Raw genomic sequence first — 23226 nt, 5'->3', positions numbered from 1 at the left:
CTGTGATGGACATAATACTAGCCGCAGAGCCGGAGATTCGTCTGACGGCGTTTTTGAGTGTGCTGGCCGCCATGGCGCTTTGGGAACTCGCCGCCCCGCGTCGGCGGCGTGACATTCCGCGTGTCATCCGTTGGTCGAACAACCTGGCACTTGTCGTGATCGATACGGCGATCCTCCGGTTGTCTTTCCCAATCCTGGCCGTCGGTCTGGCGGTCCTGGCCGAGGAGCGGGGCTGGGGCCTGTTCAACATTATCGAGGCTCCTTTCGGGTTGGCTGTGATCCTGTCCATGCTGCTGCTCGATCTGGCGATCTATCTGCAACATGTCATGTTCCACGCCGTCCCGGCCCTGTGGCGCCTGCACCGGATGCACCATGCGGATCTCGACTTCGACGCAACCACTGGATTACGCTTCCATCCGATTGAGATCCTCATCTCGATGGCGATCAAGCTCGCCCTGGTGGCAGCGCTTGGTCCGCCCGCCGTCGCGGTTTTGTTGTTCGAGATCATCCTCAACGCCACTGCCCTCTTCAACCATGCCAACATCAACCTGCCGAGACCGGTCGACCGGTGGCTCAGATGGATCGTCGTCACACCCGACATGCACCGCGTGCATCATTCTGTCGATCCGCGCGAAACCAACTCAAACTACGGCTTCAACCTGCCGTGGTGGGACCGCCTCATGGGTACTTACGTAGCCCAGCCCGCGAAGGGCCACGAGGGAATGACGATCGGTATCGAGCAGTTTCGCACGACGCGCGACCTCTGGGTCGACAGGATGTTGATCCAGCCCCTTCGCGGGCCAGCAAGCGGACACGCCCTGGATACATCCGCCCTCACGCCGACAAGCAGGAACAGCCTCTGGACTCTCGAAAACACAGTTCTAGGGTCTCGGGTAACTCAAAAAGGAACACATGATGAAACGACGTACGTTCTTGCTGGCCGGAGCGGCTGCCACACTCCCCCTGCGAGCACTGGCCAACACGGAACCGGTCATTAAAGTCCTGAAAACCCCCACCTGCGGATGCTGCACCGCTTGGGTCGATCATGTCCGGCAAGCGGGCTTCGCGGTCGAGGCGCAGGACGTCGATCAGGATGCGCTTTATGCGTTCAAAGATCGGCTGCAAATTGCACCGGAACTTGCTGGATGTCACACGGCGGTCGTGGGCGACTATTTTATCGAGGGCCACGTGCCTGCCGCGGACATCACGCGGCTGCTAGCAGAGCAACCGATGGCGCGCGGTTTGACTGTCCCCCGCATGCCGATGAGTTCGCCCGGCATGGGCGGTCCCGGGGCCGGTGACGCTTTTGACACCTTGCTTGTTGGCTCCGACGGCGCGACCTCGGTCTTCGCGAGCCACAGCTGATCAGGTCATGGGTGCAGGTGATAGATCCCGCGGGACGGGTTCATGACCCGTCCGTCTTGCACAAGCTTTCGCAGCGCCCTGTAGGTCGCCTCATGGCTCAATTGTAACCGAGCGGCAAACTCGACGATGGAGCCTTCGAGCAAGCCTGCGATCAACCCTGCCATCACCCGGTCCTCTGCGCGCCGAATGCCGACGATCTCCAGCATCTGTCGCTGCGCCTGTATCTGTTGAGCCGCCTGACGGCCATAGGCGCGGGCAAATGCCGGGTCGGCAAAAGCGGCCAATACGGAAGCCTTGTCGATCCGGATCAGCGCCCCGGCCTCAACAATGACTGCGTCGCAATGATAGACCTCCGAAAACACCGAAGCTTCGGCAAAGCTTGTTCCGGCTTGGGCACGGTGGATGATGAACCGCTCGCCATCTGGATCGACCCGCTCGAGATGCACGCGCCCGGTTTGCACGACATAGAGACCGTGGGTGGGGTCGCCTTGGTGAAATACGGTATCTCCAACCGCGCCGGAGATTGGGCGCAGGGCTGAGCTCGGGATATGATCATAGGGGTTTGGCAACATATGATTGAAATCATATTACGATGCATCCGCCCCTGCTAGCGTAAACATGACACCACCCCATTGAAGGACCTGTCCATGCGTCTCATTCCCTTCGTCCTTGCCATAGTGATGGCCGCACCCGTGGCCGCGCAGCACGCCAATTCCGCGGCTGGTCACGACATGGGCGGACCGCAGGAAACCGGGCAATCGGCCTTTGCCGCCTTGGCGGAAATCGTAACGATCCTGCAGGCCGATCCCGAGACGGATTGGGAGCGGGTCGATATTGACGGATTGCGCCGCCATCTGGTCGATATGGACCTTCTGACCCAAGAGGCCGTGGTCGCCCGCACCCTGCGGCCGGAAGGGGCCCGGTTCGAGATTCGGGGCACCCCCCGTGTTCTCGAGGCCATCCGCGCCATGGTGCCCGCCCATGCGCCCTTTCTCGCGGCCGAGACCGGCTGGGACGTTGTGACAGAGGACTTAGAAGATGGCGTGGCGCTCAGTGTCGATGGCGATGCCGCGCAGATTCAGGGACTTGGTTTCTTTGGTCTGATGACCATCGGGGCGCATCACCAGGAGCACCACCTCATGATGGCAAAAGGCGCGGGCCCGCACCATTAATGCGCCGACAAGGCCTGTTTGATGATCCGTAGAGAGGTGCGCTGACAAAACGTTACATCTCGCGTGTTGACCTTCCAGCGCGGGAGGCACGGACACATGCCCGATGATGGAAGCGTCAGAGAATACCGCCCGCAGGGATTTCCTGTATTACGCAACAGCCGGGGCAGGGGTCGTGGCAACAGGGGCTGCGCTCTGGCCACTGGTGAACCAGATGAACCCCTCCGCCGATGTCCGCGCCTTGGCACAGATCACTGTTGATATTTCCGATCTCGCGCCCGGAACGCAATTGACCGTCAACTGGCGCGGAAAACCTGTCTTTATCCGTCATCGAACGGAGGCAGAAATGGCTCAGGCTCGGGCACAGGCGGTCTCTGACCTGCCTGACAGCTCGGCGCGCAACCCAAATCTGCCCGACGATGCGCTGGCAAGCGATGAGAACCGGGCCATTGCGGGTCACGAGGCATATCTGGTCATGATCGGTGTCTGTACCCATCTGGGCTGTGTCCCTCTGGGGGATGGGGCGGGGGATTTCGGGGGTTGGTTCTGCCCCTGTCACGGTTCCCATTATGACGCGGCTGGGCGCATTCGCAAAGGCCCGGCACCTGAGAACCTGCATATTCCGGACTTGTCGCTCTCGGAGGAGATGGTGCTGACTTTGGGGTGATGCAATAAAGGATAATCTGTAATCAGAGCGCTCGAAACTGGAACAGATTTCGACTGGCCGCTGGTCGGCCTAAATCGCAACACTCCACATCCGAAACCGTCCCTGCCCCGTCACTTCACGGATTAGACCCTTCGCTTCCATCCAGGCGAGATTGCGTTGAGCGGTGGCGCGGCTAGCACCGATCCACATTTCGGCCATCGGGGCGGAAACGAGGGGCCATTCGGTCAGCAGGGCGCTCAGGACCGGCGGTGTCTTGCCTGAGAGCGTTGACATCTCTGCTTTGGCCTTCGCTGACCATGATTGGATATCGTCGAGGCGCCGCATCGCCATGAGGATAGCTGTCTGCATCCCCTCGAGCCATTGTTTAAGGCGCTCTGCCGATGGCCCACTCGCGCGCAGGCCCCCTGCCCCGCCCATTGCCAACGGTGCGAAAATTGCCCCGTTTCCCTCGCTAGCCGCGATGCGCGCGGCCGTGACCGCTGCTTCCACCCGATCGCCCTGCTGCCCAAGGCCCGCAAGACTCCAGAGATGAAACCCCATGCAGGCGCGGGTGATCGGATGAAGATCGGCGGCCTGTTTCATCAAATCCAGCCAACCGCTCGCGCGATCGTCGAAGCGCTCGGCATTTTCATCGATGTTTTCAGGATCGCGGCGGTCGAGGAAGGCTGCGATATCGACTATCGGGTCAGGACCGCCTGTCAGTCGCCGAACGGCCCATCCAATTCGCGCCAAGGCATTTGGGTCATCTTGTGCGCCTGACAGGCGCATAGAAATCCATAGCGCCAGACGATCCGGGCCTACGCGATCTCCTGCAAACCAGCTCAGGTCTGCCGCCTCGATCAGTGCCAACCTATGCAGCCAGCCTTTGGGCGCGCGAGCCAATCGGTCATCGAGCGCACCCAAGCGCCCGGCCACCCTTGCCAGAAGCGCAGCCTGATCCGCTTCGGCCCTTGCCCAGTCATCAATGAGGCCCTTTTCCGGCTGTCCCGCCCGAGGTCCGGGAAGCCGGTAATCCGGTTCCTCTTCGATCGGGCCCGGCAGGTACCAGAGAACTTCTTCCGAAGCATCCTCATCCCCCTCTCCGATGTCGAGGGGTTCGTCGAAATCTTCAGGAATAATAGTCGATTGTGGCATCATATGTGCAAAATACAGATTATTTGCACATTACCCAAGCTGTTTTGTGACCGTCGACAATGCTCTTTACACATTACGTGCGCGCGACTGCCGACGGAACCTTTCAGATCGCGATCAATGCAAGGAAACCAGGGGATTGTGCATCGGCACAATGAGAAAACACTTGCTTGCATTCGTTTGTAAACGGTCGTTTAGTAGCGATACCTAAAATTGCAAACGGCCCGATTTCATGCCCCTGATAGGCTATGCCCGCGTTTCCACAGAGGATCAGACCCCCCTGCCCCAGTCTGAGGCCATGCAAGCTGCGGGTTGCGTCGAGATATTCGAAGAACACGCCTCAGGTGGCAATCGTGCGCGGCCGGTGCTCGCGCGGGTGCTCGAACGTGTCCAGAGCGGCGACACGTTGGTCGTCGTGCGAATCGATCGGCTCGCGCGGTCGCTGTCGCACCTTCTTGAGGTGATTGAGCGTCTGGAGGCCAAGGGGGCTTTCTTCCGCTCGCTGCAGGACCCGATCGACACGGCATCGCCACAAGGCAAGTTCACGCTGCAGGTTCTAGGCGCTGCGGCCGAGTTCGAGCGCGCTCTGATCCGCGAACGCACAAAGGCCGGGCTTGCCTCTGCGCGCGCCAAAGGGCGCGTTGGTGGCAATCCTGGGCTACGCGCCAAGGATCCCGCTGCGCTGCGCAAGGTGCGGCTGGCGCGACAGGACGGCTACATGGAGCGCCTCAACGAGACCGCGCAGGATTGGGTGCCCCATGTGCGCCGCTTGCGCCCCGATATGGCCTGGGAAGACCTGCTGCGGATCATCAATGGCCCCCTGCCCCCAGATCGCCATTGGACACAAAGCCGACTGCTCCGCGCTGTGAAGGCATATGTGCGCGACGGGTTCCTTCCTGCCGAGGTGCTTGGCCGCGCCGGACGCCGCGAAACCGATGACCGCCTGCCGGCCATCGTGGCGGCCATCAAAGGGTCGGACCCGGATATCACGCTACAAGCGATCTGCGACCGGTTGGAAGCCATGCGTGAGCGCACCCCTCGAGGCCGCACTGGCTGGCAGCCGTCTTCGGTCAAAATGCTGCTTGAGCGTGCGGAAAAGTTGGGGCTCCTCTGAACACGACACTTGTGTTGGCCTAACGGATTGCCACTAAATCTAGAAAGTGCTTGCACGAATCTGGCTGCTCGGGCAATAGTCTCGAAAAATAACGCGCGGTCACATAAAAAACGCGCCCACGGATCGGGGCAAACATGAGCGAAGCAGAACAGGATCTAGATATCGCCATCGGGCACTACGCGGAACTTCTCGCGTCGAACCTGCATGCTCAGCGCGCTGCACACTTCCCACCAGATGCAAAGAAGGTGATGCGCACTCTGACCAGCGGCGAAGCTGCTGAGCTCCTTGGCGTCGACCATACCTATCTTCGGAAGCTTCATCGAGAAGGAAAGATCGTTGACGTCGAGACGACGGCTGGAAGTCATCGCCGCTATACGCTCGACGATATCTGGGAAATCCGGCAGACGCTTGAAGGAAACGCAAAAAAGTCTGGAACTTACGTGCCTGGACGTCGCGACGGTGACGAGCTTCAAGTCATTTCAGTGGTGAACTTCAAGGGCGGGTCCGGCAAAACGACGACGTCTGCTCACCTCGCTCAGCGCTTGGCGCTCAAGGGGTACAGGGTTCTTGCGATCGATCTCGACCCCCAAGCATCTCTTTCGGCTCTTCACGGAATCCAGCCAGAACTCGACCTCATGGAGGGCGGGACCCTCTATGATGCCGTTCGCTATGACGATCCGGTTCCGATCGCCGAAGTGATCCGCAAGACCTACATCCGCGGCCTTGATCTTATCCCGGGCAACCTTGAACTCATGGAGTTCGAGCACGAGACGCCTGCTGCGATCCAGCGAGGCGGAGCGAAGGCGTTCTTCGCGAGAGTTCATGACGCACTCGATAGTGTTGAAGCGAACTACGACGTTGTTGTGATCGACTGTCCGCCGCAACTTGGTTTCTTGACGATGTCAGCACTTTCCGCGTCCTCTGGTGTGCTCGTGACGGTTCACCCGCAGATGCTTGACCTTATGTCGATGTCCCAATTCCTGCGAATGACTGCGGATCTCCTTGGAGTAATCAGGGATGCAGGCGCAAATCTGCGCTTCGATTGGCTTCGCTTCTTGCCAACGCGATACAAAGTCGGTGACGCACCACAGACCGAAGTCATCGCCTTCATTCGCGGGCTCTTTGGGAGGTCGGTCCTGACCAATCACATGGTTGAGTCGACCGCAATTTCTGATGCCGGCTTGACCAAGCAAACGCTATACGAAGCTGACAAGAAGGACTTCACGCGTCAGACGTTTGATCGTGCGATCGAGTCTATGAACGCAGTGAACGATGAGATCGCTGAAATCATCCAGAACACATGGGGGCGGAATGGCAAGAAAGCCTAAACTTGGCCTGCCGCTGCAGACCCTTCGCAACGCTCCTGACGCTCTTGAAGGGCGCCGACTGCGTGGCGGTGTTTTTGAGATCGATCCGGCGCAGATTGTTACCGAAGGACGGTTGGATGACAGGCTTCAGATTGAAGTTGAGGGCCTGAAGAACTCTATTTCCAAGAACGGTCAGCGTGTGCCTGTCTTGGTCCGCCCACTGGAAGGCGATCGCTACAACCTGATCTATGGCCGCAGACGCTTGGAAGCATGTCGCGAACTCGGTATCAAAGTTCGAGCCATCGTCACAGAGGTTGAAGGTGATCAAGCGCTTCGAGATCAGCTTCTCGAGAACCAAGAGCGTCGTGATCTGAGCTTTATTGAACGTGCGCTTGTAGCGACGGCGCTTCTAGACGGCGACCATTTGGAAGGGGCTGAGCGCACCAATCGTGGTGTCGCCGAAGTCCTTAACCTCCACGAAGCTGGGGTTTCACAGCTCTTGAGTGTCGTTCGGACGGTCGGCGAGGATCTCATCCAGGCAATTGGTGCAGCTCCTGGGATTGGTCGCCCGAGATGGGAAGAGCTCAAAAAGGCTTTGGGTGCCTACGACGGTGATCGGGACCAACTGCTAGCCATAGCTCATGCAGCCAAGTCCGGAAGTTCCGGCTCGGTCGATGAGGCTTCTGAGCGTGCGTTTCTCGCAGTTCTGGCAGCTGCGAAGAGCGCAGAGAAGAAAGCAAGCCCGTCTAGAAAGGGTGTGCCTGCTTTGGCGATCCCCGGTGTTGGAGCTGCGACGGTCAAGACCAGCCGCCAAGGCAAGCAGCTCAAACTTGATCTAACTACGGATGAACCTGATTTTATCAGCTGGTTGGAGGGCAACGCCCCAAAGCTGATTACCGAGCTTCATGAGCGCTGGAAGCGTTCAGGAGACTGAGGAAGAGCAACCAACAAGAAGGAGGCACGATACAGGCAAAAAGAAAAAGGCCCCGAGAAGCTAGCTTCACGAGACCTTTGTAAGGTTTCGCACCGGGATCAGCCCGCTACAAAATCTCAGTTTTCGCACTTCTGAATGTAGCGTTCTGGCCCCTACCCCGCAAGCGCAAAGCGATTCGCGGGCCCTAGAATTTTTGTCTTCGTGGACATTTTCATGGAGTACACACCAATCTCGCCGTTTATGCGGCCTATTTCGCACGCCCATTTGCGCGTCATTGAGCGACCCGAGGCATCTGTTCCAGCCAGACCCGTTAACAAGTGGGAACTCCTGCGCGAGCTCTCCAAGGCGCAAGCGGCCTTTGGGGTCTCGGAACGTGATCTGACGGTTTTGCAAGGGCTCCTCAGCTTCTTTCCGGACGATGCGCTTGGCGGGAACGCCGAGATGGTCGTCTTCCCCTCGAACAAGGCGATCTGTGAGCGCCTGAATGGTATGCCCTGCTCCACGATGCGTCGTCACCTCGCGCGTCTTGTCGAGGCTGGCTTGCTCCAGCGGCGCGATAGCCCCAATGGGAAGCGCTACGTCCGTAAGCACGGCGAAGACCGCGTTGCCTTTGGCTTCGATCTTTCCCCGCTCTACTGTCAGTCCGAGGAGATAGCACGGGCCGCAGAGGCCGTACGTGAGGCTGAGGAGCGCGTCAGGCGCCTGAGAGAGGTCGTAAGCCTCATGCGCCGCGATCTCGCGGCCCTCGCCGAGTTCGGAGACGAGATGCAGCCAGGCCTAGGCTTCTGGGATCAGCTTCGCGACAGGGCTGCCCTCACAGCCCGCGCGCTTCGCCGCAAGCTTTCAGTTGAGGACCTCGCGGCCTATCGAGCCGACCTTGAAGCTCTCCTTGACCAGGCACGCAACATCATTGATGGCCCTGAAACAGAAGAAATGAACACCAATGATGCCCAATCTGAGCGTCTCCATCATAATTCAAATAAAGAATCTATAGATCTTGAACCTGCTTTAGAAAAAAGCGGGGCGGCCGCGGGTGTGCCAGATGTGGATACGAATGAGCCGGTGGCTGACGTTGATGAACAGGACACAAGACACCTGCCAAAGATCCCGCTGCACCTAGTGATCGCGGCATGTCCCTCGCTCAAGACCTTCTACCAAGGTGAGATCCGGCATTGGCATCAGCTCTTCGATGCGGCGTGCCATGTGCGGCCAGCCATGGGCATCAGTGCGTCTGCATGGGAAGAAGCACAGCGGTTCATGGGTCCGGAGCAAGCGTCGATCGTCGTTGCTGCCATGCTGGAACGCTTCGCCGACATAAGATCGCCTGGTGGATACTTGCGAGCTCTGACTGCCAAAGCTGCGGCAGGCGAGTTTTCCTGTGGCCCAATGGTCATGGCATTGATTGGCCGGCGGACCGCGGCTTAACAGCTGTTAAACTCCGATCTCGTGCGGCTGGCATGGCATAACTTAACAGCTGTTAAGTAGGCTCTCGGCACACAAACGGCGTTCGAGAGAGAAAAGTTAGGGGGTTGAGGTGTGGCGGTATTTGAGATCGTGAAAGTGGCTTTCGCCTTCGTCGCGGCGAAGATCTGATGACGAGGGCATCCCGATCATCATGGTAAAACCTCAGCTGGTGACCATCGCTGCTAGTAGCGCAAAGGCGGCTAGTGAAGAACATACAGAGCGTTGCGCTGTAGCCAACCTAGCAGTTGCGCGCCTCCGCGGCCCCTGCCCTTTTCGAAGTCTGAGATCTGATGATGAATACCCTGAACAATTGGTTCTACGCTATCCGGCGCCTGCTGACGGCGATTTGGGTCCTGGCCTCGGATATTCCCTTGGCCTTCATCGGTGCTAATGCCTGAGAGGTAGGTTGTGGATGTCTGTTGCATGATATCGTGGCTACGGGCCGCAGCGCACAAGGAGCAGACGATCGATGGTTGCCAAAACCGTTTGACCAAGGGCTCGATCCTCGAATTCCCGCACGCGGGGAGCCGGTAACTTCTCAGTCACTTCGATAATGGCGACATGGCCAGCGAGGCAATCGGTTCCTCAAGCGCAGCAGCTGGTTGCCAGCGGTCCCGCGTTCCACTGATTTGGTCGTAGTGGACGGCGAGGACATCGCAGAACAGCGGGTGCAACTTAATCTCTTGATTTCATGACACCCGAACTCTTCAAAAGAGTGCTTTGATGTTGGCTGCGGAATGATCTGATCCATCCGGTGGATGAAAGCGATTTAATAACAATGGGTTATTGTATTTTAGTGTTCGCGATGGGAAATTATGCCCATAACAGCCATCATCGACATGGTTTCCCTTTCCAGGGTGCCGATCCGCTACATCGGCGGGAAGCCAAAGCATCAGCACGCTTTATGAAGAAGTTGGCAGTTGCGGGCCGATTGAGCGGTTTGGGCTATCTCGTGAAGAAGGAGCCGCCACAGGTCTAGCCGATGGGCCCTGTGGAAGTTCTGATCCCGTCGTACCAGTACAGTTCGGTGGCGGTTGGGTGTTTCATGGGTTTGGTCCACGAAAAGTGAAAGTGTTCTTCGGGTTTTGTGACTGACGGATGAGGGCCTTTGGGGTCCCTCAGATGGGTCCGGGCCGGGTTCCGGTCTGCCGTTCCGGATGAAGGGCATTCCCATGCAAACAGGTGTCTTGCGCGTGCTCCGCGCAACCGCCGCCTCCTGGTGGCGACATAGAGAGCTGCGCCGAACTGGCCAGACGGCGCTGACACAGCGGCTCGAACGCCAGACCGTCCTGCGTGATCTCGGCTATCTCAGGCAGGCGGCGACGCTGCCGAATGCCCATGTGATCTGCGGGGCGGGTGGGACATTCATCCATCTTGGTTGGACTACCGTTTCGACTCTCGCGCCGATCGAGCGCTTTCCATTGGCCACTCTTGCGGTCGCACGAGGGACCCCGTTCATCGATATCCGACCCGTCACCGATGTGATTGCCTTCGCGAACTTGCCGCGGGTGGCGCGGGACGGATCGGGCGACCCTGGACCTTCGGGTTCCGGCAAGTCCGTCTCGCTGACCACCTACATCGACATGGTCGAAGGGCTCGGCGCGAGGATCCTCAACGATCCGCGGTCCCATCAGTCAGCCTGATCACCATTTCCTCTCACCAAAACTCGAAAGGAGGCCAGCCATGGCCCGATCCCGCACGCCCAAATTCGATGCCTCCGAGGCCATCACAAACGAAATCATCCGCATCATCGAGCGCGGCGTCCTGCCCTGGCGCAAGCCCTGGACCGCAGGCGGCAGCTCTCGACCCTTGCGCGTGGGCGGCGAACCCTACCAGGGAGTGAACAACTTTCTGCTGACGATGCGGACCGTGATGGCGGGCCACAGCTCTCCCTTCTGGATGACGTTGCCGCAGGCCAATGCCTTGGACGCAAAGGTCCGCAAGGGCGAGAAATCCTCTGTCGTCGTCTATTACGGGCAAAGCCGGAAAGACGCGGGCGGCGAGGACGACCGCAGCGATGGCGATGATCGCTCCGAGGAAGCCCGCATCTTCCGCTTCCAGAAATCCTACCGCGTGTTCAATGCCTGCCAGATCGAGGGCTTGCCGGACAGCTTCTATCCGGACCCTGAGCCCTTACCCCAGCATCCGCCGTCCGAGCCCATCCCGCACATGCAGGCGTTTTTCGATGCCATCGACATCACGACCGTCTTCACGGGGACGGAGGCGTACTATTTGCCCCCCGTGGACAAGGTCTACATGCCGTCCATCACGCGGTTTCAGGACCCGCGCAATTTCTACGGGGTCTGGGCTCATGAGCTGGCCCATGCCACGAAAGCCCCCCATCGACTGAACCGTGATTTCGGGTTCTCGAAGTTTGGCAACACGTCCTATGCGCGCGAGGAGATCGTCGCGGAATTGACCTCGGTGTTCCTGGGTCAGACGCTCGGCTTCACGGCGCATACGCTCGAGATGAATGCCGCCTACCTCCACAACTGGTTGCGCGTTCTTCGGTCGGACAAGGGCGCGATCTTCAAGCACGCCGCAGATGCGCATCGTGCCTGTGACTATCTCATCGCACAATCTGAGGCGGGTAGGGCAGGGCGCAGTGCAGAGGCCGCCTGACCACACGGAGAACGGAGACTCGCATGTCACGCAAGGAACCCAAGACGCTGCGGGTGGCCTGCTTCGAAGACGGCCGCCGCAAGATCATCACCTTCAAACGCGGTGCCTACTGGTGGAGCCAGTCCGAGGGCGCTTATCCGTTCTCGGCAGCGCTCGAGAGCATCAAAGAACAAGGCGGCTGGATCGAAACTATCCCCAACCCGAATTACAGACCCAAGGGGCTGTTCGGGTAGGGCACCTTCTGCTTCGGTACTTCCGCCAAGCAGAAAAGAAAAAGCTGGCTTTGGGAAGGGTGTTTCAACTTCTCAAAGGAGATCCCCATGTCCATGAATGTTCAACCCCAGCCAGACCGTCCGGATCCGAGTGTGATCGCGGCGCAGAACGACGCGTTTCGCAAGCTCGCGTGCCTTGGAGTGCCGCCCGCCCAGCCCATCCAGGGCCGGATGCATGTCACCCGCTCGCTTATGGAGGCCAGCGACGGCTTCATGGCCGAGGCGGTGAAGGCCACCGGTGAATTTGCAACATTCGAGCCTGAGAATGATCCCGAGGGATGGCACGATTTCGGGGCGGTCGAGATCCGGGGCGAGACCGTGTTCTGGAAAATCGATCTCTATGAGGCGGATTCGGATTTCCGCTACGGGGCTGAGGCCCCGGACAATCCCGCCACAACCGTCCGCGTGCTGACCATCATGCTGGCGCGCGACTGGTAGGGCAGGGGACTCCTCCCCCTGACATATGAGACGATGAAGGCCCGCTGCCCCTCAAAAAGGCAAAGCGGGCCTTTTGTCGTGGTGATCCCTGAAGCCGGGGATTGGTCACGCGCTTGAAGGCGCGGGCCACACCTCACCCTCCTGGAAGGATATCCCATGACCACAAGCTTTGCTCCCCTTACCGTCGCTATCGGCGATCTCGTCCCGCATCCCGCCAATGTGCGCAGCAACGCGCCGGAAACCTATGACCCTGAAAACATCGCCCATCTGAAGGCCAGTATCGCTGTGCTGGGCCTGCTCCAGCCGCTCATGGTCCAGAAGCTCGACGGCAAATACGCCGTGCTGGCTGGTGGCCGACGCCATGCCGCGCTGAAGGAGCTGGTCGCAGACAAGGCCACCAAGGGGTTCACAGCGAAAACCAAGGTCGACTGCCGCCTTGTGCCGGAGGACTGTGACTTGACCACGGCGCTGTCGCTCGCCGAGAACATCACCCAGGCCCCCATGAACGCGATCGACGAGTTCGAAGCCTTCGCGCGGATGATGGAGGTCGACGGCCAGACGCCCGAGACCATCGCAAAGACCTTCGGCACGACCGTCACCGCCGTCAAAGGCCGGTTGCGCTATGGCCTGATCCATCCCGACATCCGCGCCGCGGCCCGCGCCAAGGTGATCACGCTCGACACGATGAAAGCCTTCGCCGAGCACCCGAGCCAGGAGGCGCAGCGCGAGGTGTTCGAGGCGCTCACGAAAGACGGCGGTTATCTGCAGGCCTACACGGTGCGACAGGCCCTCAAATCCCGCGGCGTGCAGGTCAGCGATGATATCGGGGCTTTCGTGCGCGCGGACTACGAGGCCCGCGGCGGGGCCGTCGCAGCCGATCTGCTGGAAGAGCATTCCGTGCTGGAGGATGCGGCGCTGGTCGAGACCATCTTGCTCGAAAAGCTCGGTGCCGCTGCCGAAGAGGCCCGTATGAGGCTAGGGTTTGCCTGGGCCGATGCGATGGTGCGCTATGACTACGCGACCATGGCCGACTATGGCCGCGTCTATCCCGGCCCGATCGAGCCGGATGAGGCTGCCCAGAAGCGCATCGATGAGATCACCACCGAGCTTGAGAAATTGCAGCTCGAGATGGAGGATGAGGGGCTCGAGGACGGTGCCTACAATGCCCTTTACGACCGCGTCGACGCTCTGGAAGAGGAAGCCCGCGACCTGCAGGAGGCCTACAGCACCGAGGACCTCGCGCGGTCCGGGGTGATCGCGTCGTGGTCGGGCGGGCAGGTGACCCTGCATGTTGGCCTCGTCCGCCCGGAAGACACCGTCAAAAAGGAGGGCGCGCGCGGCTCCTCGGCTAGCCCGACCGGGGAGGAGGCCCCAGACGCCGGCGAAATCACCTATCCAGCCTCACTGGCTGAGGACCTCAAGACCGAGCGAGCCATGGCGCTTGGGGCCGCGATGGCGCTGCATCCGGAGGCCACGCTCGATCTGACGCTCTTCAAGCTGGTCAGTGACGTTCTGGCCAGCGGAATGAGTGTCACGCAGGCGATCAAGGTCGAGGCCCGCAAGGAATACCGCAGCCATGCCAAGATGGACGAGATTGACGAGACCTCGCTTGAGCAGGTGGCGGCGGCGCATGATGCGCTTGATCTCTCGTGGCTCGATGACACCCGCGCGCCCGCCGATCAGTTCGCGGCGTTTCGCGCGCTGGAGGCCGGCGAGAAGGCCAAGCTCGTGGCCTATGCCACGGCCAGCACCACGCAGTCCTGCTTCGCGCGGGACCGCCAGCGCGACAGCCTGATGCATGCGTTCGAGATCGAGATCATGCCCGACATCCGCGCCCACTGGACGCCGAATGCGGCCCTCTTCAACCGCTTCAAGAAGGCCTGGCTCCTGAAGATCCTCGGCGAGGATCTGGGTCTCGCCCAGGAGGCTGTGACGCTGGCCTCGTCGAGCAAGAAGAAAATCGTCGCCTTCTGCGACAAGCTCTTTGCAGAGCCCTTCGCCACACTCACGGACGCGCAGCGCGCTGCCGTGGCCGCCTGGTGCCCGCCGATGATGCAGACCGCCGGTATCGCCTTTGATGAGGCGGAGCCAACTGCGGAAACCCCGGAACCTGACGGCGAGGTCGCGCAAGCGGCCTGAGCCATCACGCGACCCGCGCGAGGCGTTCCCCGCGCGGGTCGACCCTCCCACACCCAACGGAAAGACATCCCCATGGCTATTCTCAAGTTCTCTGCCTCCGCTGTCGCGGCGCAAATCGCACATGCGCGCGCCTGCAAGACCTTCCTGCCCAACTGGAACGGGCTCGTGGACAGGCCGGCCCTGATCCTCATCGTCGGCAATGGTGTGCATCTGCGCTCGAACGGCATCGATGGCACGACCACCCGTATCGTCACCACCGAACAGGCCGATCCCTCCTTCGCCTTCGCCGATGGCATGAACCCGTTTCGGGACACCGACTGGATGGCGCAGCGCCGCATGGCGTTTCGCGATCTGACCGGCCAGTTCTACACCGACATCCTGGATGACGTGCAGGTGCTCATCGACCGGGGGCGAGGGGCCATCCGGCTCGCCACCGATGGCCACAGCATCCGCGTCTTCGTGCGCCGGGCCTCGGATTATCTCATCGGCGGGACCTACGAAGTGCCCTCGGGCCTCGGCGGCACCTTCCGGGTCATCCTCAAGGATGCCTGCGACACCTTCGCGATCGTGCAGAACTGCGGCAATTGCGAGGATTTCGACGCCATGCAGCCCTACCGCGTGCCGCTCGATGCGCTGATGGAGATTGATGATCGGAGGGCGGCTTGATGGGTTGGCTCTTCTACACCGATCGCCGCGTCAAATCCTACGCGGATGAGAAAGCAGAGATCACCCGGCTTTGCACCTTTGAGGGCGACACGCGCAAAACCGAACTGGTGAAAGCCTGCAAGGTCGGCTCAACCTGGTATGCGGCGGCTAGGGTTACCAATCGTGATGGCACCCCTGTCGAGGACGCGACCTATGTCACCGATCCTGACGGCTCGATCACTTTCGCCGCCGTCTTCCTCACCGCCTACGATGATGGGTGTTGGGGCTACAAGGATATGGAGGAAAGCGCTGGCCCGAACGCGTCGCGCGCGCCCCTTGCGCTGATCGAACTTCTCTCCGACCTGAAAGACCCGGACAGCTACGCCCGGGACTGGCGCCAGCGCTGCCGGGAATGGGCTTCGATCCCGAACTACGAGGAAGGCGACAAGATCAGGCTCGCCACCCCTGTGACGCTCACCGATGGCAGTACATGCCAGATCGTCACCGCGACCCACTACAAGCGGGGGCGACAAAAACGCCGCTGCTACCGGATCGAGGAAACCGGCGGGCTCGTACGCCTCTCGAAGGCCACGCTTGCGGGTTCTGAGCTGCTCAGCTCCGCGAAAGGTGCTGCCAGCCCGGTGCTGGCGGAGTATCTCGCGGGGCAGGGTGGCTGAGTTTCCCGCGGAGACAACACCACGGGACCACGTGCACACATACTGCCGCCTTGAAATCGTATCTCAAATGAGATACATCGCTCCCATCAACTGGAGGACCATCCATGCCTGCCCAAACATCCATGCTTCATGTCCGTGTTGACGATCAGCTGAAAGCACAGGCTTCGGACGCACTTGCGGGCGTCGGTCTGACGCTCTCCGACGCGGTGCGTATTCTTCTGACCCGCGTGGCCGCAGAAGGCGGCTTGCCTGCCGGATTGACCGCTGATCCGGATGCCTATGACGCCTGGTTCCGGGCGAAGGTACAGGAAGCGCTAGACGATCCAAGGCCCACAACGCCCCATGCCAAGGCGATGCAAGACGCTCAGGCATTGATTGACGGGAAGCGCCTTGCCAAATCTTGAATGGAAAGCGACGGCCATCGCCGACTTGCTGGCAATCATTGGCTACATCTCTGACGACAACCCGGATGCCGCCCAAGTTCTCAAAGACGAGATTGAACACAAGACGTCCCTCCTTCCAGAACGCCCTCAGATGTACCGCGCGGGCCGTGTGGACGGGACTAGGGAGATGGTTATTCGGCCGAACTACATCGTGGTTTATGCTGAAAGCCTTGAGATGGTGACCATTTTACGCGTTCTTCATGCTGCGCAGCAGTGGCCATGATGGGGGTGCAGGCCCCCCGCTAAGAAATTGCCCACTCTACGCCTTCAAAGTGTAGAGCGGGCTTTCTCTCCTTTGGAACTCAGACCCTGATCCAAAGGAATTCCCCATGTCCAAGCCCTGCTCAACGCTCCCCGATCCTATTGAATCCAAAGCTAACTTCGTCTCTGCCCTCGAGCAGATCGGCACGGAGATCGACCACCAACCCCTGCGCAGCTCAGCGCTCGCACGCATCATGCGAGAGACCTTTCTTGGCAGTGATGCCGGGGGCGCCTGGGACTGGCGGAAGGCCTATGACCTGATGCAGGCGGCGGCTGTGCAGGCGCTGCTACGTGGCGATAACAGTGAGGATGATTACTTCGCCGCAAAACTGCTTGCCTCACGGCTGCTGACGGAAACCCGCCGCTCCGAGCAGCAGATCCGGTTGCAGCAGTTTTCCACGCCACTGCCATTTGCCGCCTTGGCCGTGCGGGCGGCAGCCATTCGCAAGGGCGAGACCGTGCTGGAGCCCTCGGCTGGCACCGGTGCTTTGGCCGGTTTTGCTGCCCGGGCCGGTGCCACGCTTTCTCTCAATGAAATCGACCCCTTTCGCCATAGCCTATTGCGCGCGGTCTTCGGCGGCGAGGCGACGGGCCATGACGGCGAGCATATCGACGATCTGCTGCAGACGCCGGTTCTACCCGACATCGTGGTGATGAACCCGCCGTTCGCCTCCTCGGTCGATCGCTCCCGCGACAAGCACATCGCCGCCAAACATCTCATTGCGGCTGCAAAGCGTCTCGCGCATGGCGGGCGGCTGGTGGCGATCATGCCGCCGGGATTCACGCCCGAACGCGATGCCGCGCATTGGTCCCGCGCTTGCGGTCTCCTGACGCCGCGCTTGGCCCTCACGATGCCGGGACAGGTTTACCGCAAGCTCGGCACCTCTGTGGAAACCCAGCTGATGGTCTTCGACAAGGTGCAGGAGGACGGAGAGATGATCCGCGCCAGCGTCAGGGACTTGGATGAAGCCCTTCCTTTTGCCGACGCCGTGGCCGCAACCCGGCCCGAGGCGCGCCCCGTACAACAGGCGGCGAAAAACCCTCATGCGCGATCGGTCGGTCCAGTACCTGTCACGCGCAAGCGACCAGTTGCTAGAGTTGTGGCGTCCAACGCTCAGACCAACGCCGCCATACCGCTCACTTTCACAAGCCTTGAGGCCGCGCGCGACAACACGCCCGTCTCGGATATCTATGCGCGCTATCGCCCTCAGCGGATCGAGATCGCGGGTGCGCAGGAACATCCCACGCCCTTGGTCGAAAGCATCGCCATGGCTTCCGTGGCGCCGCCCGTGCCTTCTGGCGCGGCCAGTGCGGAATTGCGCCTGCCTGCCAGGCTGATCGAGGATGGGCATCTCTCCGAGGCTCAGCTCGAGACCATCATCATGGCCAATGATGCCCATGGGCGTGACCTGCCGGGGCGGTTCACCATCGACGACGACCAGACCAAACTCACCCGTGCCGATGATGACCCGGACGCCAATGCTTATCGCCTTGGCTACTTCCTCGGTGACGGCACGGGCTGCGGCAAGGGGCGCGAATGCGCCGGGCTCATCCTGGTGAACTGGCTCGCTGGGCGCAGGAAGGCGATCTGGGTCTCCAAATCCGCCACGCTCATCGAGGACGCGATCCGCGACTGGACCGATCTCGGCGGCTCGCCCGCCGACATTCAGCCGCTCTCCAAATGGAAACCGGACCAACCGATCCAGATGGGTGATGGCATCCTGTTCGTGACCTACGCCACGCTGCGCTCGGCGGGCAAATGCGGCACCACACGACTGTGCCAGATCCTCGACTGGATGGGCGAAGACTTTGAAGGCGTACTGGCCTTTGATGAGGCCCATGCCATGCAGAACGCGGCCGGGTCCGAGCAGGGCAGGGGGGTCAAACCCTCCCAGCAGGGCCTTGCTGGCCTCCGGCTGCAACTGGCAGCACCCCGCGCTCGCGTCTTCTACATCTCGGCCACGGGTGCGACGAGCGTCCACAACCTCGCCTATGCCGCGCGGCTGGGGCTCTGGGGGCAGGGCCCCGAATACCCCTTCCCAAGCCGCGAGAGCTTCGTTTCTGCGATGGAAGCCGGCGGTGTCGCCGCCATGGAGGTGGTCGCGCGCGATCTCAAGACGCTCGGGCTCTACACGGCCCGTGCCCTCAGCTTCGACGGCGTGGAGTATGACGTGCTCGAACACGCGCTCACCCCGGCCCAGATCGAGATCTACGACGCCTATGCGGGTGCGTTTCGGACGATCCACCACAATCTCGAAGCGGCGCTGACGGCGACCGGCGTCAACGACGCCTCGGGGGAAACTAATGCGTCGGCCGCACGCGCCTCGGCCAAGTCCCGCTTCGAGAGCACGAAGCAGCGCTTCTTCAACCATCTCCTGATGGGCATGAAAGCCCCGAGCATCATCCGCGCCATCAAGGACGATCTGGCAGCGGGCAAGGCTTGCGTCATTCAGGTGGTCTCTACAGGCGAAAGCCTGCTGAAACGTCGGCTTGAGACGATGGACCCGGAGGACGAGCTGGTCGAGGGCGCGCTAACGCCGCGCGACTACGTCCTGGGATACCTCGAACAGGCCTTCCCGATTCATGCGCAAAAGCTCGTGGAGATTGACGGCAACATGGTGGCGGAACCCTTGCGGGATGAGACCGGCGCGCTCGTTGTCTCGCGCGAGGCGCTCGCCCTGCGCGATGCGGCCATGCTGGAGTTGATGACGCTCGCCCCGATCCCCTCGGCGCTCGATCAGATCCTCTGGGCTTTTGGCTACGAGGCCGTGGCAGAAGTCACGGGGCGGTCCATCCGACCCATCAAAGCCGAGGACGGCCATCTCTTCATCGAGAAGCGCGCCGCCAGCAGCAATTCATCCGAGACCCAAGCCTTCATGGACGGCGATAAGGATATCCTGATCTTCTCCGATGCGGGCGGGACGGGCCGGTCCTATCATGCGGCGCAAACGGCGAAGAACCAGAAACGGCGGCGGCACTACCTGTTGGAGCCCGGCTGGCGCGCGGATGCGGCCATCCAGGGGCTCGGGCGCACGCATCGCTCGGCTCAGGTCAGCGCGCCCTTCTTCCGGGTCTGCACCTCGGATGTGCATGGCGAAAAACGTTTCACCTCGACGATCGCCAAGCGCCTCGACCAGCTGGGGGCCCTGACCAAGGGCCAGCGCGAGACCGGCTCGCAAGGCATGTTCCGCCAGGAGGACAATCTCGAAAGCCCGATCGCGCGAGCGGCATTGCGTGGGTATTTCGCCGATCTTGCCGCCGGGCGCGCTGAGGCGATGAGCTACGAGAGCTTCACCGACTGGACGGCCCTGCGGCTGATCGACAAGGACGGGGTGCTCCTTGAGGAGCTTCCCCCGATCCAGCGGTTTCTCAACCGGGTTCTGGCCCTGCCCATCCACATGCAGAACGCGCTCTTTGCCGAGTTCATGAGGCGGATTGCCGATCAGTCTGAGCGGGCGCGCGCGGCGGGCACGCTCGATCTCGGCGTGGAAACTCTGCGTGGCGAAAAGATCGAACAGGTATCCACAGAGGATCTCTGGACCTGCCCGAAATCCGGCGCCGTGACGCGGATCATTGGACTTGAAGTCACCGACCCGGTCCATGTGCTTTCGGCGGATGACGCCCTGTCGCGCAATTTCGATAAGCTGCCGATGGTCAACCGCGCGTCGGGTCGCGCGGCGCTCATCTCGGCGCGGCCAATGCAGATGTATGACGAGGACACTGTCACGCTGATGCGCAAGGCGGTGCGGCCAAACGGGTCGAGCTATCTCGAAGAGGCACGGTTTGAGTCCTCGGCTTGGGAAGAGATCGGCAAGCCTGAGTTCGCATGGCTTTGGGATGCCGAGGCAGCGTCCCTGCCAAAAACCACCACAACCAAGCTCTACCTGCTGACCGGGCTCTTGTTGCCGATCTGGAAGGATATTCCGAACACCAATGAGCGCATCTACCGGGTCACGCCCGATGGGGCGACCGCCATGATCGGGCGCACGCTGAGCGAGGAAGGGGCGGCCGCGCTGCGCGCCCGCTTCCTCGTGTCCAACCCGCAAACACCGCAGGAGATGTTGACCGCCGCCCTCGGCACCACTGCGCCGGTCGATCTGGGCCGGGGTCTCACCCTGACCCGTCGCCGTGTCGCAGGCGAGATGCGCCTTGAGTTGTGCGGCGTTGACAGGGGCATGATTGATGGCCTCAAGGCCCTCGGCTGCTTCACCGAGATCATAGCCTTCCAGCTACGGGTGTTCCTGCCGCATGGGGACGGGATCGACACGGGAAGCATTCTGGCCCGGATCGTGGGGCAGGAAGCCGCCATGACGTCAGAACAAGCCGCCTGAAAAGTCAAAGCGGGCTTCCGGTCGGGCGGCGTGGATCGGGATTTGGCCGATCTGCGCTTTCCGGGCGCGCGCTGACCAATGCCAGGCCCGGCCCCCCAAATTCAGATAAGAGGACAGACCCATGACCAATCCCCAGATCGACTATGCCGCAATGGCGGCTCAGTGGCGTGCAGAGCGCGAAACCACCCTGAAGGCATCCCGAGCGGAGCTGCTTGCGCAACTACGCGCGCTTGGCATCAGCGAGGTCACCGCCGAATACGAAGGCTATGGCGATTCCGGCAATGTCGAGGATGTGACGGTGCAGCCTGCAGAGGTCCAACTGCCGGAGCCGCTTGCCACCGAGGTGGGCGACTTCGCCTGGTCGCTCGCCTATCACCATCACCCGGGGTTCGAAAACAACGAGGGCGGCTACGGCACGCTGACCTGGGACATAGCAGCCGACAGCATCACGCTCGATCATGCGGACCGCTACGTTGAATGCTCGCACAGCTATGACGAGGGACTGTGAGATGGCGCATCCGCTTCATCATGCTGAAAGCTCGGCCCAGAAATTCGGCGGGGTGCCGTCTGACTATCAGTCTGTGCACGATTGGTTCGATGCCTCGAAAGAGCACCTCGCGCTCTTCACGCACCGCGCCATGCGTCACCATGCGCAAGGCCTGTTTGAGGCCCAACGGGTTTTTGGCCCGACACTGACCAATAGTGCGGGCCGCGACATCCCCGTGCGCTGGATCGGCGAGCAGCATATCCGTGAAGACTGCCAAGGCCGCATCCCGAGCATGGCGGACTGGCTGCGACGGATCCAGCCTGAGCCATGGATGGCCAATGGCCACATCGACCGGCATTCCGGCGATGAGCCCTGCGGCGACCCAAGGGTTGCCTGGGCCTCCGAGGTCGCCGCCGGAAGAACGGTTCTTGGCCTGAAGGATTGGATGGCGGCGCGCGCGACGCAAGCCACGCAAGGTACCTGACAGCTCTCGGCCGTTGGCCAAACAAATGCTGCATGGAAGCCCGGTTGGACGACCGGGCTTCTTGCGTCGTTTCCCCACCATTCTTCTTGAGGAGGTTCGCATGACACTCGATGAAATCAAAGCCGCGGTTGATGCCGGGCAGACCGTGCATTGGGCCAATACCGGCTACGTTGTCCACAAGGACAGGCTCGGTCAGTACCTCATCACCTATGTGCCGAACGGAAGCTGCATCGGTCTGACCGACCGGAGCGGGCACCGGTTGAACGGAAAAGAAACGGAGTTCTTCGTCGCGCAATCGAAGGACGCCGCAGAAAATCCGGGCAGCCAATCAAGACCAGACGGGCAGGGGAGGGGCGTAGCACCCGGAGGCGCGGGGGCCTTCCCACTCGGACGGCAGCTCTGACCCGTGGGCGGGGCTGAAAGGAAAGCGAGCTTTCTGATTTGTGATCCCAAGAGGGGTCGAGAAAGCAATCCCGGATGCGTTGGCAAGAACGTCAGGCACCGGCCAATCCAAAAGGAACCATCCCATGTTCGCAGGAACCCTCACCCGCAATGTCGAGACCGCAGCCGCCGAATACACCGGCATGATCCACTCGACGCGCTTTGACATCGCCATCCAGCTTGAGACCCGCCCGAAGATGTCCGAGCGCAGCCCGGATTTTGACGTGACGGCAGTCAACAAATCAGGCCGCAAGGTGCGCATCGGCACGGCCTGGAACGAGACCGGCAATACCAGCGGCAACCCCTACATCTCGATGCAGATCGATGTCGGCTTAGGCCCGTTCCGGGTCAACGCGGTGCAGACGAAAGAGGCGCGCGCGGCCCAGAGCGGCGAATTCGAGATCATCCCGCTGGTCTCGAACGGCCTGATGAAATCCGGCTCGATCTCGGGCGAGCTCACCGCCATGGACGCCGACAACGCCTTCACCGGCTACATCGCCAACATGATGTTCGATCTGGAATTCATGCTGATCGAGAACAGCTACAAATCCGAGGAAACCCACCCCGATTACCGTATCGAGATCAGCTCGCCCCGGGGCACACCGATCCGCGTCGGCTCGGCGTGGATGGCGAAAAGCAGCCGCACGGGCAACGACTACCTGTCGCTGCTGATCAACACGCCTGATGGCGACCTGCGCGTCAACGCCGTGCAAAACGAGGAGCAGCGCGGTGGCCAGACCTTCTCGATCATCCCGTTCATCGACAGCGGTGAGCAGCCTCAGGACGCGGGGTTGTCATTGGTCGCATGACCAGCGCGCGAGAGAAGACGATCTGA

Annotated in this window: 24 protein-coding genes; 22 read left to right on the top strand and 2 right to left on the bottom strand. The window is 61.1% G+C overall.

The window, feature by feature from the left end:
- The first annotated feature begins 5 nt into the window (after positions 1–5).
- A complete protein-coding gene (locus G5A46_RS18725; RefSeq protein ID WP_017468740.1) occupies positions 6–998 on the top strand; it encodes a sterol desaturase family protein in 993 nt (330 codons plus the stop codon).
- Positions 913–1365: a DUF411 domain-containing protein gene (locus tag G5A46_RS18720; protein WP_012187045.1), complete on the top strand. Its 453-nt coding sequence runs from the start codon at positions 913–915 to the stop codon at positions 1363–1365. Before G5A46_RS18725 ends, G5A46_RS18720 begins: the two co-directional genes overlap by 86 nt.
- Positions 1366–1370: 5 nt before the next feature.
- Here the strand turns inward: G5A46_RS18720 and G5A46_RS18715 are convergent, their stop codons facing one another.
- On the bottom strand, positions 1371–1937 hold the full coding sequence (locus G5A46_RS18715) for a Crp/Fnr family transcriptional regulator (protein ID WP_043754540.1): 567 nt from the start codon (positions 1935–1937) through the stop codon (positions 1371–1373).
- A 75-nt stretch (positions 1938–2012) separates the two neighbouring features.
- Here G5A46_RS18715 and G5A46_RS18710 point away from each other — a divergent pair, with 75 nt between their 5' ends.
- Entirely contained in the window at positions 2013–2537 is a 525-nt protein-coding gene (locus tag G5A46_RS18710) for a hypothetical protein (protein WP_017468346.1), read from the top strand.
- Between the two features lie 103 nt (positions 2538–2640).
- Positions 2641–3201 carry a ubiquinol-cytochrome c reductase iron-sulfur subunit gene (petA, locus tag G5A46_RS18705; RefSeq protein WP_088652793.1) on the top strand — a complete coding sequence of 187 codons (561 nt, stop codon included), beginning with the start codon at positions 2641–2643 and terminating at the stop codon, positions 3199–3201.
- 69 nt (positions 3202–3270) lie between these two features.
- Here petA and G5A46_RS18700 read toward each other — a convergent pair whose 3' ends face one another.
- Positions 3271–4338, bottom strand: a complete 1068-nt coding sequence (locus tag G5A46_RS18700; RefSeq protein WP_163852027.1) for a helix-turn-helix domain-containing protein — start codon at positions 4336–4338, stop codon at positions 3271–3273.
- A 226-nt stretch (positions 4339–4564) separates the two neighbouring features.
- Here G5A46_RS18700 and G5A46_RS18695 point away from each other — a divergent pair, with 226 nt between their 5' ends.
- The 18 genes from G5A46_RS18695 to G5A46_RS18610 all read left to right on the top strand — a co-directional run bounded on the left by G5A46_RS18695 (position 4565) and on the right by G5A46_RS18610 (position 23200).
- On the top strand, positions 4565–5446 hold the full coding sequence (locus tag G5A46_RS18695) for a recombinase family protein (RefSeq protein ID WP_111772756.1): 882 nt from the start codon (positions 4565–4567) through the stop codon (positions 5444–5446).
- A 134-nt stretch (positions 5447–5580) separates the two neighbouring features.
- Complete coding sequence (gene repA / locus G5A46_RS18690) at positions 5581–6774, top strand: plasmid partitioning protein RepA (RefSeq protein ID WP_009827042.1); 1194 nt, start codon at positions 5581–5583, stop codon at positions 6772–6774.
- Positions 6758–7687: a plasmid partitioning protein RepB gene (gene repB / locus G5A46_RS18685; RefSeq protein WP_163852025.1), complete on the top strand. Its 930-nt coding sequence runs from the start codon at positions 6758–6760 to the stop codon at positions 7685–7687. The genes repA and repB overlap by 17 nt, the downstream gene beginning before the upstream one ends.
- Positions 7688–7900: 213 nt before the next feature.
- Positions 7901–9112 carry a plasmid replication protein RepC gene (gene repC / locus G5A46_RS18680; protein ID WP_163852023.1) on the top strand — a complete coding sequence of 404 codons (1212 nt, stop codon included), beginning with the start codon at positions 7901–7903 and terminating at the stop codon, positions 9110–9112.
- 1211 nt (positions 9113–10323) lie between these two features.
- Positions 10324–10794, top strand: a complete 471-nt coding sequence (locus tag G5A46_RS18675; RefSeq protein WP_239521096.1) for a hypothetical protein — start codon at positions 10324–10326, stop codon at positions 10792–10794.
- Between the two features lie 40 nt (positions 10795–10834).
- Positions 10835–11773 carry an ArdC family protein gene (locus G5A46_RS18670; protein WP_163852018.1) on the top strand — a complete coding sequence of 313 codons (939 nt, stop codon included), beginning with the start codon at positions 10835–10837 and terminating at the stop codon, positions 11771–11773.
- A gap of 23 nt (positions 11774–11796) precedes the next feature.
- Positions 11797–12006: a DUF6330 family protein gene (locus tag G5A46_RS18665; protein WP_163852016.1), complete on the top strand. Its 210-nt coding sequence runs from the start codon at positions 11797–11799 to the stop codon at positions 12004–12006.
- 87 nt (positions 12007–12093) lie between these two features.
- On the top strand, positions 12094–12483 hold the full coding sequence (locus G5A46_RS18660; RefSeq protein ID WP_163852015.1) for a DUF3768 domain-containing protein: 390 nt from the start codon (positions 12094–12096) through the stop codon (positions 12481–12483).
- Between the two features lie 156 nt (positions 12484–12639).
- Positions 12640–14622 (top strand): ParB/RepB/Spo0J family partition protein, encoded by a 1983-nt coding sequence (locus G5A46_RS18655; RefSeq protein ID WP_163852014.1) that lies wholly within the window; start codon positions 12640–12642, stop codon positions 14620–14622.
- A gap of 72 nt (positions 14623–14694) precedes the next feature.
- Positions 14695–15288: a regulator gene (locus tag G5A46_RS18650; protein WP_163852013.1), complete on the top strand. Its 594-nt coding sequence runs from the start codon at positions 14695–14697 to the stop codon at positions 15286–15288.
- Complete coding sequence (locus G5A46_RS18645) at positions 15288–15944, top strand: DUF6927 domain-containing protein (RefSeq protein ID WP_163852012.1); 657 nt, start codon at positions 15288–15290, stop codon at positions 15942–15944. The genes G5A46_RS18650 and G5A46_RS18645 overlap by 1 nt, the downstream gene beginning before the upstream one ends.
- A 104-nt stretch (positions 15945–16048) precedes the next feature.
- Positions 16049–16348, top strand: coding sequence for a type II toxin-antitoxin system RelB/DinJ family antitoxin (locus G5A46_RS18640; protein ID WP_044353023.1), 300 nt, complete (start codon positions 16049–16051; stop codon positions 16346–16348).
- Positions 16335–16610: a type II toxin-antitoxin system RelE/ParE family toxin gene (locus G5A46_RS18635; protein WP_163852011.1), complete on the top strand. Its 276-nt coding sequence runs from the start codon at positions 16335–16337 to the stop codon at positions 16608–16610. The genes G5A46_RS18640 and G5A46_RS18635 overlap by 14 nt, the downstream gene beginning before the upstream one ends.
- Before the next feature lie 106 nt (positions 16611–16716).
- Positions 16717–20979 carry a bifunctional class I SAM-dependent methyltransferase/DEAD/DEAH box helicase gene (locus tag G5A46_RS18630; protein ID WP_163852010.1) on the top strand — a complete coding sequence of 1421 codons (4263 nt, stop codon included), beginning with the start codon at positions 16717–16719 and terminating at the stop codon, positions 20977–20979.
- A gap of 121 nt (positions 20980–21100) precedes the next feature.
- On the top strand, positions 21101–21487 hold the full coding sequence (locus tag G5A46_RS18625; protein WP_012187349.1) for a DUF6878 family protein: 387 nt from the start codon (positions 21101–21103) through the stop codon (positions 21485–21487).
- Position 21488: 1 nt separating this feature from the next.
- Positions 21489–21950 (top strand): DUF6915 family protein, encoded by a 462-nt coding sequence (locus tag G5A46_RS18620; RefSeq protein ID WP_163852009.1) that lies wholly within the window; start codon positions 21489–21491, stop codon positions 21948–21950.
- 100 nt (positions 21951–22050) lie between these two features.
- A complete protein-coding gene (locus tag G5A46_RS18615) occupies positions 22051–22353 on the top strand; it encodes a hypothetical protein (protein ID WP_163852007.1) in 303 nt (100 codons plus the stop codon).
- A gap of 124 nt (positions 22354–22477) precedes the next feature.
- A complete protein-coding gene (locus tag G5A46_RS18610) occupies positions 22478–23200 on the top strand; it encodes a DUF736 family protein (RefSeq protein ID WP_163852005.1) in 723 nt (240 codons plus the stop codon).
- Positions 23201–23226 lie beyond the last annotated feature (26 nt).

Source organism: Pseudooceanicola aestuarii, from assembly GCF_010614805.1.
GTDB classification, from domain to species: Bacteria; Pseudomonadota; Alphaproteobacteria; order Rhodobacterales; family Rhodobacteraceae; genus Pseudooceanicola; species Pseudooceanicola aestuarii.
This window is presented reverse-complemented; position numbering and strand designations above follow the sequence as displayed.